Here is a 15,851-nt window from a genome sequence, read left to right as displayed (position 1 = left end):
GGGTGGGCGTGCCTGTCGGGGGCCGAGGTCGCCTGGCTCACCGACGAGCTCGACCGGCCGGATCGCACCGCCCGGGTGCTGATGGCGGCCGCGCGCTGGGAGCTCGCCGGCGGGGCGGCGGGCATGGTGGTGTTCGGGCTGCTCGGGTGGGCGGCCGGCCTGGCCACCGCGATCGTGGTGTCCGGCGCGGGCATGGCGGCGCTCGGTCTGTACGTGGCCGTGGCCTTCAGGGAACGTAACTTCACCCCCGCACGCGAGAAGCGATGGGCGATCTTCCGGCGAGGGGCGTCGCTTGCCCGGCGGGATCACGAGATCCGGCTCGTGCTCGCCGCGACGATGATCGTCAACGGGGCCGGCATGGTCTCCTGGCTGTTCCCCCGGCGGCTCGTCGACCTCGGTTTTCCCGACGATCCCACGCTCTGGTACACCGCACTGGGCATCCTCGCGGCAGGGGCGGGGGTCGTCGCGTTGAGGGTGGTCCAGGCGCGCATCGACGGCGCGGGGGTGGCCAGGCGGGTGTACGCGCTGGCCTGCCTCCTCGGCGCGGGCGCGCTGATCCTGCTGGCCTGCGCCCCCGGCGCGCTCACCGGCGCGTTCGGCGTGCTGGTGGTGAGCGGGATCGCGGTCAGCCTGACGCGGGCGGTCGGCGTGGTCTGGGTCAACCGGCGTACGACGAGTGGCGTGCGGGCGACCGTGCACTCGTTCCTCTCCCAGGCCGAGACCGGCGGGGAGATCGTCGGCGGGATCGCGCTCGCCGCCCTGGCGCAGGCGGCGGGCACGCCGGCGACGCTCGCGGTCTCGGGCGTGCTGATCGCGGGCGCGGGGGTGCTCGTCGCGCGGTGTCGAATCGGCGAGCCGCCGTTCGTATAAGCCGCGAGAGACCACATCAGGAGGTACGACATGGGCAACGTGATCGCGATCGAGCACCTGACCCTGGACGGCGTCATGCAGGCTCCCGGGCATCCCGACGAGGATCCGCGCGACGGCTTCCGGCACGGCGGGTGGGCCACCAGGCGGCAGGATCCGGCCATGCAGGAGGTGATGGGAGCCCGCATGTCGAGCGCGTGGTCGCTGCTGGCCGGGCGGACGACGTACGAGCGCTTCGCCTCCTACTGGCCCCGCCAGGCGCCGAACCCGTTCACCGACTCCCTGAACAGCGTCCAGAAGTACGTGGCGTCCACCACGCTGAGCGAACCGCTGCCCTGGCGGCACTCCACCCTCCTGAAAGGTGACGTCACAGGCGACGTCACAGAGGCTGTGGCCGCGCTCAAGGCGGAGCGGGCGGAGAATCTCGTGGTGTTCGGCAGCGGGGTGCTGGTCCGGTCGCTGCTGGCCCGGGGCCTGGTGGACGAGCTGGTCCTGCTGGTCCATCCGGTGGTGCTCGGGTCCGGGCGGCGGCTGTTCGAGGGTACGGAGATGTCGGACTTCACCTTGGCCGGCTCGGCGACGACCGGGACCGGGGTGATCATGGCGACCTATCGGCCAGTCACCGGCGCAAGGCTCTGAGGGCCGCGATCGACCCTTCTGACCAGGCCGGAGAGCACCGCGCCGGAACGCGGCGCGCATGAGACGCCCATGGGTGGCGGTGACCCGGGGTAGGAGTCACCCATGGGAGAACGGCCGGAGGCAGAGAGCCCGCCGAGGCGCGGCGACGGTGAGCTGATGCTGGGCGGCCTGCTGGATACCAACCACACGACCTCGATGGAGGAGCTGCCGGGCACGGTCGCGACCCATGCGAGTCTGGTCGGCTTCTCCCAGACCAGGATCTACGTGACCGATCTGCAGCAGCTGATCCTGCTGCCGACGCCGGGGCAGGCGGACGAGTCCGGCCACCCGCTGGAGCCGATCCGGATCGACTCCACGCTGGCGGGCCGGGCCTTCCGCATCGTGGACGTCGTCCGCGCCCGGCCCTCGGGTGACACCGATTCCGCCGAACGCGAGGGCCGCCGGCTGTGGGTGCCGCTGCTGGACGGCACCGAGCGTCTGGGCGTGCTGGGCGTGATCGTGCCCGAGGGCGACGATCTCGACATACGCCGGGCCAAGCAGCTCGCGTCCCTGGTCTCGGTGCTGCTGATGAGCAAGCGCCCGCACAGCGACTCCTACTCGCGGATGATCCGCAGGCGGCCGATGAGCCTGTCGGCCGAGGTGCTGTTCAACCTGCTGCCGCCCGGGACGTTCGCCACGGACGACGTGGTGGTCAGCGCCGCCCTGGAGCCCGCGTACGACGTGGGCGGCGACGCCTACGACTACGCCCTCGACGACGACACGCTGCATGTGTCGATCTTCGACGCCATGGGGCACGACACCTCGGCCGGGCTGACCGCCACGATCGCCGTGAGCGCGTGCCGTAACCAGCGGCTGGAAGGCGTGGACCTGCCCACGGCGGCCGAGGCGATCGACGCGGCGATCGCCGATCAGTTCGTCGGCCGCTTCGCCACCGGCATCCTGGCCGACCTGAACGTGCGTACCGGATGGCTGAGCTGGGTGAACCGGGGCCACCATCCCCCGCTGGTGCTGCGCGGCGGCCGGCAGGTCGCGACACTGAGCAGCGAGCCCGACCCGCCGATGGGTTTCCGGATGAGCCCGTCCACCGGGCTGCTCGGCTACCAGTTGCAGCCGGACGACCGGCTGCTGTTCTACACCGACGGGATCATCGAGGCGCAGAGCCCGGACGGGGAGCTGTTCGGGCTGGAACGATTCATCGACTTCATCATCCGCCACGAGGCCGACGGCCTGTCCGCGCCGGAGACGCTGCGCCGGCTGATCCAGGCGATCCTGCTGCACCAGCGCGGGCGGCTCCAGGACGACGCCACCGTGCTCATGGTGGAGTGGCGCAGCCGCCGCCAACGCCGCCTCCTCCTCTGACGCCGAGCATCCAGGCCGGCCCCGAGGCCTTCGCCGGCACCGGCCGCCCGGCCACCACGTCCTGCTCGCCGAACGCGAGCCGAGCCGACCGGCCGGACGCCGACGTCACACTCGCCGAACGCGAGCCGCGCCCGCCCGCTCAGGCGCCGCCGACGGGGACGAAGCCGGAGCCGGCGCGGTAGTTGGGCGACTGGTGGCGGAAGTAGGTGTTGTAGACCTGGCAGTAGCGGCCGCCGCGAGCCAGCAGCGTCGCGTGGTCGCCCTCCTCCACGATCTGCCCGTGATCGAGCACGATGATGCGATCGACATGCTCGATCGTGGACAGCCGGTGGGCGATGACGATCGAGGTCCGGCCGGCCAGCACCACGTCGAGCCCCTCCTGGATCTGGGCCTCGGTCAGCGGATCGACGCTGGCCGTGGCCTCGTCGAGGACGACGATCGCGGGATCCTGGATGAGCAGCCTGGCCAGCGCGACGAGCTGGCGCTGGCCCATCGACAGGGCGCGGCCGTGCTCGCCCACGTCGGTGGCCAGGCCGTGGGGCAGGGCCTCGATCCAGTCGCCGCCGCCGACGGCCGTCGCGGCGGCGAGCACCTCGTCGTCGTCGGCGTCCGGCCGGGGATAGCGGATGTTGTCGGCCACCGTGCCGCTGAACAGGAACGGCGCCTGCGGCACCGCGCCGATCTGCTTGCGGTATCCGGGCAGGTCGAGCGTGCGGATGTCGCGGCCGTCGATCAGCAGGCGGCCCTGCTGGAACTCGTAGAAGCGGGTGATCAGCTTGCTGAGCGTGGACTTGCCCGCGCCGGTGTGGCCCACGAGCGCCACCGTCTCCCCTGCCTCGATGAGGAGGTCGAAGCTCCGCAGCACGGGATGGGCGGGGTCGTAGCCGAACGTGACGTCCTGGAACTCGATGCGGCCCGCCAGCTCGCCTGGGGGCTGCGCGTCGGTCTGCACGACCCGGGGCTCGGCGTCGATCAGCGCGAAGACCCGCTCGGACGCCGACAGGCCCTGCTGGAACTGGGACCAGAAGGCGGCGATGGAGGTCAGCGGGAACCAGAAGAGCGAGACCCCTTGCAGGAAGAGATACCAGTCGCCGGCCGACAGGCCGCCCCCGAGCACCGCCGTGCCGCCGAGCTGGACCAGGGCGACCGTGGCCAGCCCGGCCACCAGGAAGAGCACGGGGAAGATGGCCGAGAAGACGAACCCCTGCCTGAGCGTCACGTCGTAGCTCTGCCGGTTGATCGGCTGGAACTCGTCGTAGACCTGCTGCTCCTGCCGGAAGTTCTTCGCCACCGTGATGCCGCCCATGGTCTCCTGGAGGTTGGCGTTGACCCGGCTCAGCGAGCGCTGCGCCCGGCGGGTGCTGGCCCGCGCCAGGCGGCGGAAGAGCAGCGCCAGACCCATCACGATGGGCACCACCAGCAGCGTCAGCAGGGCGAGCTCGACGCTGCGCAAGAACAGCAGGACCGTGACGAAGCCGACCATCAGCACCTGGCTGATCAGGTCCATCGTCAGCGTGGAGACCGTGGCGAAGTCGTCGGTGTCGGAGGTGACCCGGCTGACGATCTTGCCGGACGGCGTCTCGTCGTAGAACGACAGGTCGCGCTCCAGCACGGCGTCGAAGGCGTCCTCGCGCAGGCGCAGCACGACGTCGCCGGTCACCCGCGAGCTGTTGCGCTGGCGGACGTAGTTGAACACCCAGCCGAACGCCCCGGCGACCAGCAGGCCGCCGGTGAGCAGCCACCACACCTCGCCGATCGTGCCGTCGGCGATCGCGTCCACGCCCCAGCTCGCCACCAGCGGCATGGCCGCCTGGCTCATCGACGACAGCACGATCATCACCGCCACCAGGACCATCGCGCCCAGCTTCGGCCGGAAGTAGGAGGCGATCCTGCGCAGCAGGTCACGGTCGTTGTAGGTGCGGTCGTAGTCTTCGGCGTCGAGGCCGTCCATGATGAAGCCCATCAGCGCCGCCCTCCCTGCTCGCCGGCCAGCACCGGACCGTCGTCGGCGCCGTCAGCGGCGCCGGAAGCACCGTCAGCGGCGCCGCCCGTAGCGCCGTCTCCTGCGCCCTCTACTGGGCCGTCGCCGACGCCCGCCTCGTCGTAGTGGGCGAAGATCCGCCGGTAGAGGCGGCTGCGCTCGATCAGCTCGTCGTGGGTGCCGCAGTCGACCAGCTCGCCGCGCCGCAGCAGCAGGACCTTGTCCGCCCACCGGATCTGGGAGAGCCGATGGGTGATCAGCAGCGTCGTGCGCCCGTCGAGGATGCGGCCGATCGCCTGCTGGATCAGGTCTTCTGTGGCGGAGTCGATGGCGCTGGTGGAATCGTCGAGCACGAGGATCGCCGGGTCGGTCAGCAGGGCCCGCGCGATGGCCAGGCGCTGGCGCTGGCCGCCCGACAGGGTGACGCCGCGCTCGCCGATGACCGTGTCGTAGCCCTCGTCAAGCTCCGCGACGAACTCGGCGGCCTGCGCGTCCTCCGCCGCCCTGACCACGGCCTCGCGGTCGGCCCGCTGGCCGAGGCTGAAGGCGATGTTCTCGGCCACGGAGCGGGAGAACAGCACGATGTCCTGCTCGATGGTGGAGATCTGGGAGCGCAGCGAGTCGAGGTCCCAGTCGCGCACGTCCACCCCGTCGACCAGGACCCGGCCCGAGGTGATGTCGTAGATGCGCGGGACCAGCTTCGTCAGCGTGCTCTTGCCCGAGCCGGTCTCGCCGACGATCGCCACCGTCTCGCCCGGCCGCACGGTGAACGACACCCCGCGCAGCACGGGATCGCCCTCCTCGTAGCCGAACGTCACGTCGTCGAAGACGATCTCCCCGGTGATCGGCGCGGCGTGCCCGTCGGCGCGCTGCTCCAGCTCGTCCTCGGCGCCGATGACGCCGAGGATCCGGCGCGAGGAGGCGATGCCGATCTGGACCAGGGAGAAGGTGAAGATCGACATCTGCGTCGGGAAGCCCAGCATGGACATCAGGCCCATGAAGGCCACCAGGTCGCCGAGCGTGAGCACGCCCATGCCGTGGAGGTAGAGGCCGTGCCACATGGCGCCCGCCATCGCGAAGGCGAACAGCAGGGTGGGCAGGTAGCGGGCCTGGACCAGGCCGTTGCGGACGAAGGAGTCGCGGTAGCGGCGGGCGTGGGCCCTGAAGCGCCGCCGCTCCTGGCCCTCCTGCGCGGTCACCTTGATGACCTCGATGCCGCGCACGGCTTCGTTGAGCGCCGCGTTGAGGTCGCCGAACTGCTCGCGCATGCGCGTCGCCACCGGGTTGAGCCGGCGCATGTAGTGCCAGAGCGCGAGGAAGAACAGCACCGCGAAGACGCACGGCACCAGCAGCAGCCGCGGGTCGATGGCGGCGATGAAGAAGAAGGGCACCAGGCCGGTCAGCCCGGAGTCGACGATCAGGTCGAGCCCCGGCGTGACCATGATGGACAGCTGCCGGATGTCGTTGGCGGCGCGGGCCATCAGGTCGCCGACCCGCTGCCGGTTGTGGAAGGTCTGGCTCTTGCCCAGCAGGCTCACGTAGAGCTCGTCGCGCGTGTCCCGCTCCAGGCGCTTGGCCAGGACCTCGCTCGACAGCCGGGCGACGAGGTCGAACAGCCCCCTGGCCGACACGATCGCCAGCAGCGTCAGCGCGATCAGCCACAGCGCGGAGGCCGGCTCGCCCTGCTCCCCCAGCACGGCGTCGAAGGCGGCGCCGGTGAGCTGCGGCACGGCCGAGTTGAGCACCACCATGATCAGTGACCCGCCGAGGAAGCCGGTCAGATGCAGCACGTGGCGGCGCAGATGAGACCAGAGCCAGCGCACCGGGCCACGCCGGTTGTAGCGTGGGCCGGGAGCGGAGAACTCCGAGCTGCTGGTGGTCACAAGCATGCCCCCTGGCGGCAAGGTGGGCGGACGTCGAAACTGTTTTCTATCACCGGCCTACGACAAAAACCCAGCGCTTTTCCCCGTGCCGAGGGCGGACCATGGTGTCCATGTGGGACGGACCTTGGTGTCCCATGCGGGATGGACCATGGTGTCCATGTGGGATGCCGATCACATCCGCGCCCGGATGGCGGATCTGGCGAGACAGGACCCGGAGTGCCGCAGGTTCGGCGCGTCGTGGCACCGCTACCGGCTCGGGCCGGTCCTGACGGAGGCCGAGGACTGGGTGGTCCCTGACGGCCTGCCGCTCCCCTTCCCGCACACCGGCCACTGGAACCCGTACCAGGACGAGGACTACTACGACCCGCGCCGGGTCACCGGCTCCCTGGTCATCGCCGAATACGGCTGCGGCATCGTCTACCGGCTGGTGATCACCGGCCCCGCGCGGGGAGAGGTCTGGCTCGACGACCGCGAGACCGACCGCGGGCTGATGCCCGTCGGGCCCTTCCCCTAGTGGTACCTGGCCTGGTTCGCCGAGTTCGAGCGGCGCTTCTGAGCGCGACCGCCGCCGCCGTGTCGCATTCACGACATGACGGGATCCCGCCTTGACAGGGCCTTGAATCCGGCGCGTGCCGTCGGTCAGGCTGCTCGACGGCGTCGCGGGGCCCGTCGAATCCGATCGAGCTGCTGCCCGGCTACGACGCCTGCGACCAGGCGGGCACCGACTCGCCCTGGCTGAGCGCGGACCCGTCGCGCGGCACGCTCGCGCCCGGCCGCAGCGCCCGGATCACGCTCACCCTGGACGCGCGCGAGCTCGCCCTGCCGGGGACGTACGAGGCGCGGCTGACCGTGAACGAGGACACGCCCTACCCGGCGCCGTCGCTCGGCGTGACCCTCAGTGCGCGGGCGCCCCGGCATTGGGCCAGGCTGTCCGGCCAGGTCAGCTCGAAGTCCTGTGCCGGCGAGCTGACCCCGCTGCCGGGCGCGGCGTTGACCGTCGAGCGCGGTCACGAGTCGTGGACCCCCGCCACCGACGCCGGCGGCCGGTACGAGCAGTGGCTCGCGGGCGGGCCGCGCAGGGCCGAGGTCACCGTCACGGCCGAAGGGCACCGGCCGTCGGCGTTCGAGGCCCGGCTGCCGTCGCACGGCGACGTGCGGCGCGACGTCGTACTCACGCGTACGGACTGCTGACCCGGGCGTCCGGCAAGCCGGTAGGACCTGTCCGGTATGGGATGAACCCGGGATGTCGACGGCCACGTACACCATGGCAATCGGCATCCCGGAGACCATCATGACCATCCGTCGGCCATCACTCATGCTCGCGACAGGACTGTCCCTGACCGTGCTCCCGGCCTGCAACGCCGCTGGAGGCGGTGGCCAGTTCGCCGCCGCCGGCCGCCCCTCGCCCGCCGCGAGACCGGCCGGGGTGGTGACCGTCGCGGAGGCCAGGAAGCTCCTCACCACGTGGGACGGCGAGGTGAAGAAGGCCCAGCGCGACGGCGGCACGGACTACTCGGGCACGCACGCCGGCCTGGCCTCGGAGCTCACCGAGGCGGACAGCCGCGTCACCAAGGCGCTCGGCGATCCCATCGAGACCTCGCACGCGACCATCGTGAAACCCCGTTTCGCGATCCCCGCGAAGGGGGCCGCCGATCCGCCGTGGTTCATGGCCGAGTTCTCCCGCAAGGGCGGCAAGGGCTGGACCCAGGTGATCTTCCAGCAGACGCCCGGCGGCTGGCGGCAGGTCGCCTGGTCGGAGACCACCGCCAAGCCCCGGATCCCGGCCCCCGCCCGCGACGGGAACGGTCTGGCCACCGTGCTCGCCCCGGACGGCAGGAGCGGGTTGCCCGCCTCCCCTCGGCAGATCGTCCAGGCACACATGCGCATGGAGTCCACTTTCGGCAAGGACCCCCGGGCCCGCCGGTTGTTCACGGCCGATGCCAAGCCCCGGGAGAACGCCGCCAACTACGTCCGTCTCCAGCAGCAGATGCGCGGCCAGTGGAACGTGAAGGTCGCGACCAAAGGCACACAGGAGCTCTTCGCCCTCAAAACCGCCGCCGGCGGCGCCCTGGTCTGGTACGGCACCAGGAACAGGCTGACCTTCACCGCCCGCCCCGGCGCGGGCGAGCTGAACTTCACCGATCGGCCGGCCGCCGCGACGAGTCACGGCAAGCGTTACACCCGCAAGGCCGTGCTGACGTCGGGCGCCACCTACCTCGCCATCGTGCCCCGATCGGGCAAGGTCCGGGTCCCGGTGCGGCTCTCGGCCGTCTTCACCGCCACCGGATCCTGAGCTCCCGGGCGGCCGATCGCCTGATCCCGGCGGACCCCCGCGGCTAAGGTGGGTCCCGGGCCACCGCCGAGCGATCGAGCACCCACCTGGCAGTGAAGCGCGAGGGGCGCGGAATTCTTCATGAGCGATCACGTCATCACCGTCGAATGGATCAGCGCCCCCGACGGCGTTCTCGACTCCTACGCCTGCTCCTGCGGCCTCCCCCTCGACGACCGCGACATCGCCACCCGGCACGCCGAGGAGTCCGGCCAGTGCACGACGTGCCTCGGGTCGGGGACGGTCGACGCGGACGGCTGCGGCACCTGCGACGGCTCCGGCCAGGCGGGCTCCGGCACGTTCCGCGCGACCGTCACCGAGGAGTTCGTTCAGGACGTGGCCGCGCTGCTGCCGGCCGAGTTCGGCCTGAACGACGTGGTGCGGCTGGTCGGCGAGCGGCTGCTGGAGACCTCGGGGCAGGGCGGGATCCAGGCCGTGGTGTCGGTGTCGGCGGGCCTGGTCCGCTATCTGGAGGTGTGCGGGCAGATCGTGCTCTGCACCGCGCCCGACTACGTGCCGGGCGAGGGCGTCCAGCAGACCTACGGCGACCCGCGCTGGATCCGCCTGCCGGAGTAGCGCGGCCCGGCCCCCACTGATCGGAGCCGTCGCCCGCTGATTAGATGAGGGCGTGACGGTGACGGCGTGGGCGGCGGTGGCCGTCTTCCTCCTGTCGTACACGCTGATCGCCACCGAGAAGGTGCACCGGGTCGCGGCGGCGCTCGGCGGCGCGGGGATCATGCTGCTGATCCACGCCACCGGCGCGGGTCCGGCGTTCTTCGACGAGCACTCCGGCATCGACTGGAACGTGATCTTCCTGCTGCTCGGCATGATGATCATCGTTGGCGTGCTGAAACAGACCGGCGTCTTCGAGTACCTCGCCATCTGGGCCGCCAAGCGGGCCAAGGGCCGGCCGTTCCGGCTCATGGCGCTGCTGATCGTCATCACGGCCTCCGCCTCGGCGCTGCTCGACAACGTGACCACCGTGCTGCTGATCGCGCCCGTCACGTTCCTGGTGTGCGAGCGGCTGGAGCTGCCGGTGGCGCCATACCTGATCGCGGAGGCGATGGCGTCGAACATCGGCGGCACCTCCACCCTGATCGGCGACCCGCCGAACATCATCATCGCCAGCCGCGGCGGCCTGACCTTCAACGACTTCCTCGCGCACCTGGCGCCGCTGATCGTGGTGCTGGTGGCGGTGTTCGTCGGGCTGTGCCGATGGCTGTTCCGCGCGTCGTTCAGGTACGACCCCGAGCGGGCCGCGGAGATCATGACGCTGAACGAGCGGGAGGCCATCGCCGACCACCGGCTGCTGCGGCAGTCGCTGGTGGTGCTGGCGCTGGTGATGGCGGCGTTCGTGCTGCACCCGATCCTGCACTACGAGCCCTCGGTCGTGGCGCTGCTGGGGGCCGGCGTGCTGGTGGCGGCGACCAAGGTGACGACCGAGGAGGCCATCGCCGAGGTCGAGTGGCCCACGCTGGTGTTCTTCGCGGGCCTGTTCGTCATGGTCGGGGCGCTGGTGGAGACCGGGGTGATCCGGCAGATCTCCGAGACCGTGGCGCACGCGACCCAGGGCCGGCTCGCGCTGACCACGATGCTGCTGCTGTGGGGCTCGGCCGGGCTGTCGGCCGTGGTGGACAACATCCCGTACGTCGCCACCATGAGCCCCATCGTCGCCGACCTCGTCCAGGTGACCGGCGGCGACGAGCACGCGCGGGTGCTGTGGTGGGCCCTCGCCCTCGGAGCCGACCTGGGCGGGAACGCCACGGCCGTGGGGGCGGCGGCCAACGTGGTGGTCATCGGCATCGCGGCCCGCAACGGCACGCCCATCAGCTTCTGGCAGTTCACCAGGTACGGGCTGGTGGTCACGTTCGTGACCGTGGCGCTGGCCACGCCGTACCTGTGGCTGCGTTACCTCATCTGACCGGCAGCCATCTCATCTGACCGGCAGGACGTCCACGCCGCGCTCGTCGTCGCCGCGCGAGCCGAAGATCCGCCGCTCGGCCTCCGTGATGGGCACGTCGTTGATGCTCGCCTCCCTGCGCCGCATCAGCCCCGACGCGTCGAACTCCCACTGCTCGTTGCCGTAGCTGCGCCACCACTGCCCGGAGGCGTCGCGGGACTCGTACTGGAAGCGCACCGCGATCCGGTCGCCCAGCACGCCCCAGAGCTCCTTGCGCAGCGCGTAGTCCAGCTCCCTCGCCCACTTGCGGCGCAGGAACTCCGTGATCTCCTCGCGCCCGGTCAGGAACTCGCCGCGGTTGCGCCAGACCGTGTCCTCCGTGTACGCGAGCGCGACGCGGTCGGGGTCGCGCGTGTTCCAGGCGTCCTCGGCGGCCTGGACCTTGACGCGGGCGCTCTCCTCGGTGAACGGCGGGACGGGCGGGCGAGACATGGCGACTCCTCGGCGGGTGGAGAACGAGCGTTCTCCCCGATAGCCTAGAGAACGACCGTTCTCCGAGCAAGCGAGGGGCCATGGAACACGCCGAGCGGCTCCTGGACGCCGCGGGAGACCTCTTCTACCGGCGCGGCGTGCAGGCGGTGGGCATGGACGAGGTCAGGGCCGCGTCCGGCCTGTCGCTCAAGCGGCTCTACCAGTGCTTCCCCTCGAAGGAGGCGCTGGTCGTAGCGTATTTGGCGCGGCGCGACGAGCGGTGGATGTCGTCACTCACCCGCCACGTCGGCGCCGCCGAGCCGCAGGAGCGGATCGCGGCCGTGTTCGAGTGGCTGGAGCGGTGGTTCGGCGAGGACGACTTCCGCGGCTGCGGGTTCGTCAACGCCTACGCCGAGCTGGGCCCGTCGTCGGAGGCCGTCAGGGAGGTCGTCCGGCGGCACAAGCAGCGCCTGCGCGACTTCCTGCGCGAGCTGGCCGTGGACGCCCGCGACCCCGACGACCTGGCCGGGCAGTTGCTCGTCCTGGTCGACGGGGCCACGGTCACCGCCATGGTCAGCCCGGAAGAGGGGGCCGCGGCGGCGCGGGCGGCCGGTCGGGCCGCCGCGCTCAGTCGGGCAGCAGCTTGTCCAGCGTGATCGGCAGGTCGAGGATCCGCCGGCCCGTGGCGTGCCGCACGGCGTTCGCCACCGCCGCCGCGGCGCCCGTGATGCTCACCTCGCCCACCCCGATCAGCCCCAGCGGCATGGTGGGGTCCGGCTCGTCCAGGTAGTGCACGTCGATGCGGGGGATGTCGGCGTGCACCGGCACGTGGTACTCGGCCAGGCTCGGGTTCACGATCCGGCCGGTGCGGTGGTCGATCAGGGTCTCCTCCGACAGCGCCATGCCGATGCCCATCACGATGCCGCCGCGCAGCTGGCCCGCCGCCGTCTTGGCGTTGATCACCCGGCCGACGTCGAACACGCCCAGCCAGCGCGAGACGCGCACCTCGCCGGTGTCGCGGTCCACCCGAACCTCGCAGAACTGGGCGCCGCACGCCGCCTTCACCCAGCGCCTGCGGTCGCGCAGCGTCTTCGCCAGGAACCTGATCATGCCCGTGCCCGCCGACGCCTCCAGGTGGCCGCGACCGGCGCGGGTCAGGATCTCCGCGTACGTCTCGCCGCGCCCGCCCTGGTAGAGCCCGCCGTCACGGGCTTCGAGGTCCGCCGGTCGCAGCCCGCGCAGCGGCGATGCCGGCGAGCGCCGCGCCAGGGCGTGCACCGACTGCTTCAGCTTGCGCGTGGCCTCCACCAGGCTCGCGGCCACGCTGGCGGTCTGCATGGAGCCACCCGCCCCGGGGGCGGTCGGCAGCTCGGAGTCGCCGTACTCCACGCGTACGGACTCCAGGGGCACGCCCATCTCGTCCGCGGCGATCTGCGCCTGCGCGGTGGCCGCGCCCATGCCCATCTCCTGCATGGCGCAGCGCACCACGAGCCCGCCGTCCGCGCCCAGCCGCACGGTGACGTCGGCAGGCATCTGCCACGACGGGTGGTACGCCGTGGCCACGCCCATGCCGACCAGCCAGCGCCCGTCCCGCATGGACCCCGGCCGCGGATCGCGCTCCCGCCAGCCGAACCGCTCGGCCCCCACCGCGTACGTCTCGCGCAGCATCCGGTGCGCGAACCGCTTGCCGTCCAGCGGGTTGCGCGCGGGCTCGTTGCGCATCCGCAGCTCGATCGGGTCGATGCCGAGCTCGCAGGCCAGCTCGTCCACGGCCGACTCCAGGGCGAACGTGCCGATCGACTCCCCAGGGGCCCGCATGGCGGTGTTGGCGAGCAGGTCGAGCTGGACGAGGCTCTGGCGCAGCAGGATGTTCCGGGCGTCGTAGAGGTGGCCGGAGGCGGAGGTGATCTGCTCGGGGTTGCCGCCGATCCGGCCCGTCCTGGCCACGCTGGTGTGGATCAGCGCCGACATCCGCCCGTCGGCGTCCGCGCCGAGCGCGACCCGCTGCGTGGACGGGGTCCGGCCTCCGACCGTGTGGTAGACGCCCTCGCGGGTGAGCGCCAGGCGTACCGGCCGGGCGGTCGCCCGGGCGGCCAGCACGGTGAGCAGCGTGCCCGCCCAGACCGACCCCTTACCGCCGAACCCGCCGCCCACGAAGGGGGCCAGCACCCTGATCCCCTGCTCGGGCACGCCGAAGCGCAGGGCGAGGTGCTTGCGCAGCCAGGCGATGCTCTGCGTGCCCTCGTGCACGGTCAGCCGGTCGCCGTCCCACACGGCGGTCGTGGCGTGCGGCTCGATCGCGTTGTGGTGGTAGGGCGGCGTGGTGAAGCGCAGGTCCACCGACACCGGCGCGGCGGCCAGCGCCGCCTCCGCGTCTCCCTTCGCGGCCCCGCCCGGCTGCAGCGCGTTGCCCTTCTGCGGGGCGGCGTTCGGCTCCTCGGCCGCGAAGTCGACCGCGGCGGGCAGTTCCTCGTACGTCAGCCGCACCAGGCTCGCGGCGTGCCGCGCGGCCTCCGGGGTCTCGGCGACCGTGACCGCCACCGGCTGGCCGTTCCAGTGGACCTCGTCCGTGGCCAGGTAGTTGACCGACGTCCCGCTGGCCAGCGAGCTCAGGTTGAGCAGGCTGACGGCGGGCGCCGGCTTCATCGCGGGGGCGTTCTCGTGGGTGAGCACCTCGATCACGCCGGGCACGGCTCTGGCCGCCTCCGTGTCCACCCCGGTGATGCGGCCCCTGGCGATCGTGGCGTGGACCAGCGCGGCGTGGGCGAGCCCCGGATAGCGGTGCTCGGCCGCGAAGCGGGCCTCGCCCGTGGTCTTGGCCCGGCCGTCGAGCCGGTCGACCGGCCGGCCGACGTACTTGGCGCCGGTCTGCTGCTCGGTCTCGGCGTACTTGGTGGTCATGCCGTCTCCCCTCCGCCGTTCAGCTCGCGCAGCGTGGCCACGATCGTGGTGCGCGCCAGCCGGACCTTGAACGCGTTGCCCGGCCGGACGGCCGCCGGCGCCAGCTCGGCCCGCGCCGCCTCATCGAAGGACTCCTCTGTCGCGGGCCCGCCGGTCAGGATCCGCTCCGCCTCCACCGCCCGCCACGGCTTGGCCGCGACGCCGCCCAGCGCCAGGCGGGCCCGCGTCACGACGCCGTCGCGCACCTCCAGCACCGCCGCCACCGAGACCAGGGCGAACGCGTACGACGCGCGGTCGCGCACCTTGCGGTAGCGGGAATTGGCCCCCGCCGGCTCGGGCGGCAGCTCGACCGCCGTGACCAGCTCGTCGGCGGCCAGCGTGGTCTCGATCTCGGGGGTGTCGCCCGGCAGCCGGTGGAAGTCGGCCAGCGGGATCCGCCGCGTGCCGCGTACGCTCTCCACCTCGACGACGGCGTCCAGGGCGGCCAGCGCCACGCACATGTCGGAGGGATGCGTGGCGATGCAGCTGTCGCTCACGCCCAGGATGGCGTGCGAGCGGTTGAACCCGCCGAGCGCGTCGCAGCCGCCGCCCGGCTCGCGCTTGTTGCAGGCCGCCGCCTGGTCGTAGAAGTAGGGGCAGCGGGTGCGCTGCAGCAGGTTGCCGCCGACGGTGGCCATGTTGCGCAGCTGGGCCGAGGCGCCGGCCAGGATGGCCTGCGACAGCAGCGGGTAGCGGGTGCGCACGCGCCGGTCGGCGGCCAGGACGCTGTTGCGCACCAGCGCGCCGATCCGCAGGCCGCCGCCGGGCAGCTCGTCCACGCCGGTGAGCGGCAGGTCGCCGACGTCCACGACGGTGTCGGGGCACTCGATGCCCTCGCGCATCAGGTCGACCAGGTTGGTGCCGCCGCCGAGGAACTTCGCGCCCGGCTCGGTGGCCACCGCGCGGACGGCCTCGCCGACGTCGGCGGGCTTGACGTACGCGAACGGCCTCATCGTGCCTCCTGCCCCGCGACGTCCTTGATGGCGTCGACGATGCCGTTGTAGGCGCCGCAGCGGCACAGGTTTCCGCTCATCCGCTCCCTGATCTCCTCGTCGCTCAGCTCGGCGGCGGCGGCAGCGTCCCTCGGGTGCCCGGTCACGGCGCTGGGCATGCCGGCGGCGTGCTCGGCCAGCATGGCGACCGCCGAGCAGATCTGGCCCGAGGTGCAGTAGCCGCACTGGAACCCGTCATGGCGGACGAACGCCGCCTGCAGGGGGTGCAGGTCCCCGTCCTGCGCGATCCCCTCGATCGTGGTGATCTCCTTGCCCGCGTACTGGACGGCCAGGGCCAGGCAGGCGTTGATCCGCACGCCTCCGGCGATCACCGTGCACGCGCCGCAGGCACCCTGGTCGCAGCCCTTCTTCGGACCCATCAGCCCGAGGCGGTCGCGCAGGGCGTCGAGCAGGCTGACCCACGGCTCGACGTCGAGAGACTCGACGACGCCGTTCACCCGCATCCGTATCTCGGTCACGCGCTTTCCTC

Annotated in this window: 16 protein-coding genes; 9 read left to right on the top strand and 7 right to left on the bottom strand. The window is 72.0% G+C overall.

What is annotated here, in order from left to right; all coding sequences use genetic code 11:
- From ETD85_RS63070 to ETD85_RS13845, 3 genes are all read left to right on the top strand, one after another.
- On the top strand, positions 1–870 hold an 870-nt coding region (locus tag ETD85_RS63070; RefSeq protein WP_170246657.1), incomplete at its 5' end, for an MFS transporter.
- Positions 871–900: 30 nt separating this feature from the next.
- Positions 901–1,506, top strand: a complete 606-nt coding sequence (locus ETD85_RS13850; protein ID WP_138690087.1) for a dihydrofolate reductase family protein — start codon at positions 901–903, stop codon at positions 1,504–1,506.
- A 102-nt stretch (positions 1,507–1,608) separates the two neighbouring features.
- Entirely contained in the window at positions 1,609–2,865 is a 1,257-nt protein-coding gene (locus ETD85_RS13845; RefSeq protein ID WP_206058290.1) for a PP2C family protein-serine/threonine phosphatase, read from the top strand.
- A gap of 139 nt (positions 2,866–3,004) precedes the next feature.
- Here the strand turns inward: ETD85_RS13845 and ETD85_RS13840 are convergent, their stop codons facing one another.
- Positions 3,005–4,828 carry an ABC transporter ATP-binding protein gene (locus ETD85_RS13840; protein WP_138690086.1) on the bottom strand — a complete coding sequence of 608 codons (1,824 nt, stop codon included), beginning with the start codon at positions 4,826–4,828 and terminating at the stop codon, positions 3,005–3,007.
- Positions 4,828–6,735 carry an ABC transporter ATP-binding protein gene (locus tag ETD85_RS13835; RefSeq protein WP_138690085.1) on the bottom strand — a complete coding sequence of 636 codons (1,908 nt, stop codon included), beginning with the start codon at positions 6,733–6,735 and terminating at the stop codon, positions 4,828–4,830. Before ETD85_RS13835 ends, ETD85_RS13840 begins: the two co-directional genes overlap by 1 nt.
- Positions 6,736–6,886: 151 nt before the next feature.
- Between ETD85_RS13835 and ETD85_RS13830 the strand changes: the two genes are divergently transcribed.
- Positions 6,887–7,243 (top strand): hypothetical protein, encoded by a 357-nt coding sequence (locus ETD85_RS13830; protein WP_138690084.1) that lies wholly within the window; start codon positions 6,887–6,889, stop codon positions 7,241–7,243.
- A gap of 181 nt (positions 7,244–7,424) precedes the next feature.
- Here the strand turns inward: ETD85_RS13830 and ETD85_RS63065 are convergent, their stop codons facing one another.
- Positions 7,425–7,592 carry a hypothetical protein gene (locus ETD85_RS63065; protein ID WP_170246656.1) on the bottom strand — a complete coding sequence of 56 codons (168 nt, stop codon included), beginning with the start codon at positions 7,590–7,592 and terminating at the stop codon, positions 7,425–7,427.
- Here ETD85_RS63065 and ETD85_RS13825 point away from each other — a divergent pair.
- The 4 genes from ETD85_RS13825 to ETD85_RS13810 all read left to right on the top strand — a co-directional run bounded on the left by ETD85_RS13825 (position 7,579) and on the right by ETD85_RS13810 (position 10,979).
- Entirely contained in the window at positions 7,579–7,920 is a 342-nt protein-coding gene (locus ETD85_RS13825; protein ID WP_138690083.1) for a hypothetical protein, read from the top strand. The two genes, ETD85_RS63065 and ETD85_RS13825, sit on opposite strands and share 14 nt — an antisense overlap.
- A gap of 100 nt (positions 7,921–8,020) precedes the next feature.
- Positions 8,021–9,022, top strand: a complete 1,002-nt coding sequence (locus tag ETD85_RS13820; RefSeq protein WP_138690082.1) for a DUF8094 domain-containing protein — start codon at positions 8,021–8,023, stop codon at positions 9,020–9,022.
- A gap of 120 nt (positions 9,023–9,142) precedes the next feature.
- Positions 9,143–9,634 (top strand): hypothetical protein, encoded by a 492-nt coding sequence (locus ETD85_RS13815; RefSeq protein ID WP_138690081.1) that lies wholly within the window; start codon positions 9,143–9,145, stop codon positions 9,632–9,634.
- A 52-nt stretch (positions 9,635–9,686) separates the two neighbouring features.
- Complete coding sequence (locus tag ETD85_RS13810; RefSeq protein WP_138690080.1) at positions 9,687–10,979, top strand: ArsB/NhaD family transporter; 1,293 nt, start codon at positions 9,687–9,689, stop codon at positions 10,977–10,979.
- A gap of 12 nt (positions 10,980–10,991) precedes the next feature.
- Here ETD85_RS13810 and ETD85_RS13805 read toward each other — a convergent pair whose 3' ends face one another.
- A complete protein-coding gene (locus tag ETD85_RS13805; protein WP_138690079.1) occupies positions 10,992–11,450 on the bottom strand; it encodes a nuclear transport factor 2 family protein in 459 nt (152 codons plus the stop codon).
- 80 nt (positions 11,451–11,530) lie between these two features.
- On the opposite strand from ETD85_RS13805, the gene ETD85_RS13800 reads away from it, so the two are divergent.
- The gene (locus ETD85_RS13800; RefSeq protein WP_138690078.1) at positions 11,531–12,085 is read left to right on the top strand and encodes a TetR/AcrR family transcriptional regulator; all 555 of its coding nucleotides are present in this window, start codon (positions 11,531–11,533) and stop codon (positions 12,083–12,085) included.
- Here ETD85_RS13800 and ETD85_RS13795 read toward each other — a convergent pair.
- From ETD85_RS13795 to ETD85_RS13785, 3 genes are read right to left on the bottom strand one after another with little or no spacing between them, the layout of a single operon-like run.
- Entirely contained in the window at positions 12,057–14,330 is a 2,274-nt protein-coding gene (locus ETD85_RS13795) for a xanthine dehydrogenase family protein molybdopterin-binding subunit (protein ID WP_138690077.1), read from the bottom strand. The two genes, ETD85_RS13800 and ETD85_RS13795, sit on opposite strands and share 29 nt — an antisense overlap.
- Positions 14,327–15,322 (bottom strand): FAD binding domain-containing protein, encoded by a 996-nt coding sequence (locus ETD85_RS13790; RefSeq protein WP_138690076.1) that lies wholly within the window; start codon positions 15,320–15,322, stop codon positions 14,327–14,329. The genes ETD85_RS13795 and ETD85_RS13790 overlap by 4 nt, the downstream gene beginning before the upstream one ends.
- Positions 15,319–15,825, bottom strand: coding sequence for a 2Fe-2S iron-sulfur cluster-binding protein (locus ETD85_RS13785; protein ID WP_206058294.1), 507 nt, complete (start codon positions 15,823–15,825; stop codon positions 15,319–15,321). The genes ETD85_RS13790 and ETD85_RS13785 overlap by 4 nt, the downstream gene beginning before the upstream one ends.
- Between the last annotated feature and the right edge of the window lie 26 nt (positions 15,826–15,851).

This window comes from Nonomuraea zeae, from assembly GCF_005889725.1.
GTDB classification, from domain to species: Bacteria; Actinomycetota; Actinomycetes; order Streptosporangiales; family Streptosporangiaceae; genus Nonomuraea; species Nonomuraea zeae.
Note: the sequence above shows the minus strand (reverse complement) of the source record. Positions and strands in the feature narration are given on the sequence as shown.

Bases quoted from the DNA above. Each gene is read 5' to 3' on its own strand.
- ETD85_RS13840 (WP_138690086.1), bottom strand. From the start codon at position 4,828: ATGGGCTTCATCATGGACGGCCTCGACGCCGAAGACTACGACCGCACC.
- ETD85_RS13830 (WP_138690084.1), top strand. From the start codon at position 6,887: ATGTGGGATGCCGATCACATCCGCGCCCGGATGGCGGATCTGGCGAGA.
- ETD85_RS13805 (WP_138690079.1), bottom strand. From the start codon at position 11,450: ATGTCTCGCCCGCCCGTCCCGCCGTTCACCGAGGAGAGCGCCCGCGTC.
- ETD85_RS13815 (WP_138690081.1), top strand. From the start codon at position 9,143: ATGAGCGATCACGTCATCACCGTCGAATGGATCAGCGCCCCCGACGGC.
- ETD85_RS13800 (WP_138690078.1), top strand. From the start codon at position 11,531: ATGGAACACGCCGAGCGGCTCCTGGACGCCGCGGGAGACCTCTTCTAC.
- ETD85_RS13785 (WP_206058294.1), bottom strand. From the start codon at position 15,825: ATGCGGGTGAACGGCGTCGTCGAGTCTCTCGACGTCGAGCCGTGGGTC.
- ETD85_RS13845 (WP_206058290.1), top strand. From the start codon at position 1,609: ATGGGAGAACGGCCGGAGGCAGAGAGCCCGCCGAGGCGCGGCGACGGT.
- ETD85_RS13790 (WP_138690076.1), bottom strand. From the start codon at position 15,322: ATGAGGCCGTTCGCGTACGTCAAGCCCGCCGACGTCGGCGAGGCCGTC.
- ETD85_RS13795 (WP_138690077.1), bottom strand. From the start codon at position 14,330: ATGACCACCAAGTACGCCGAGACCGAGCAGCAGACCGGCGCCAAGTAC.
- ETD85_RS13835 (WP_138690085.1), bottom strand. From the start codon at position 6,735: ATGCTTGTGACCACCAGCAGCTCGGAGTTCTCCGCTCCCGGCCCACGC.
- ETD85_RS13850 (WP_138690087.1), top strand. From the start codon at position 901: ATGGGCAACGTGATCGCGATCGAGCACCTGACCCTGGACGGCGTCATG.
- ETD85_RS13820 (WP_138690082.1), top strand. From the start codon at position 8,021: ATGACCATCCGTCGGCCATCACTCATGCTCGCGACAGGACTGTCCCTG.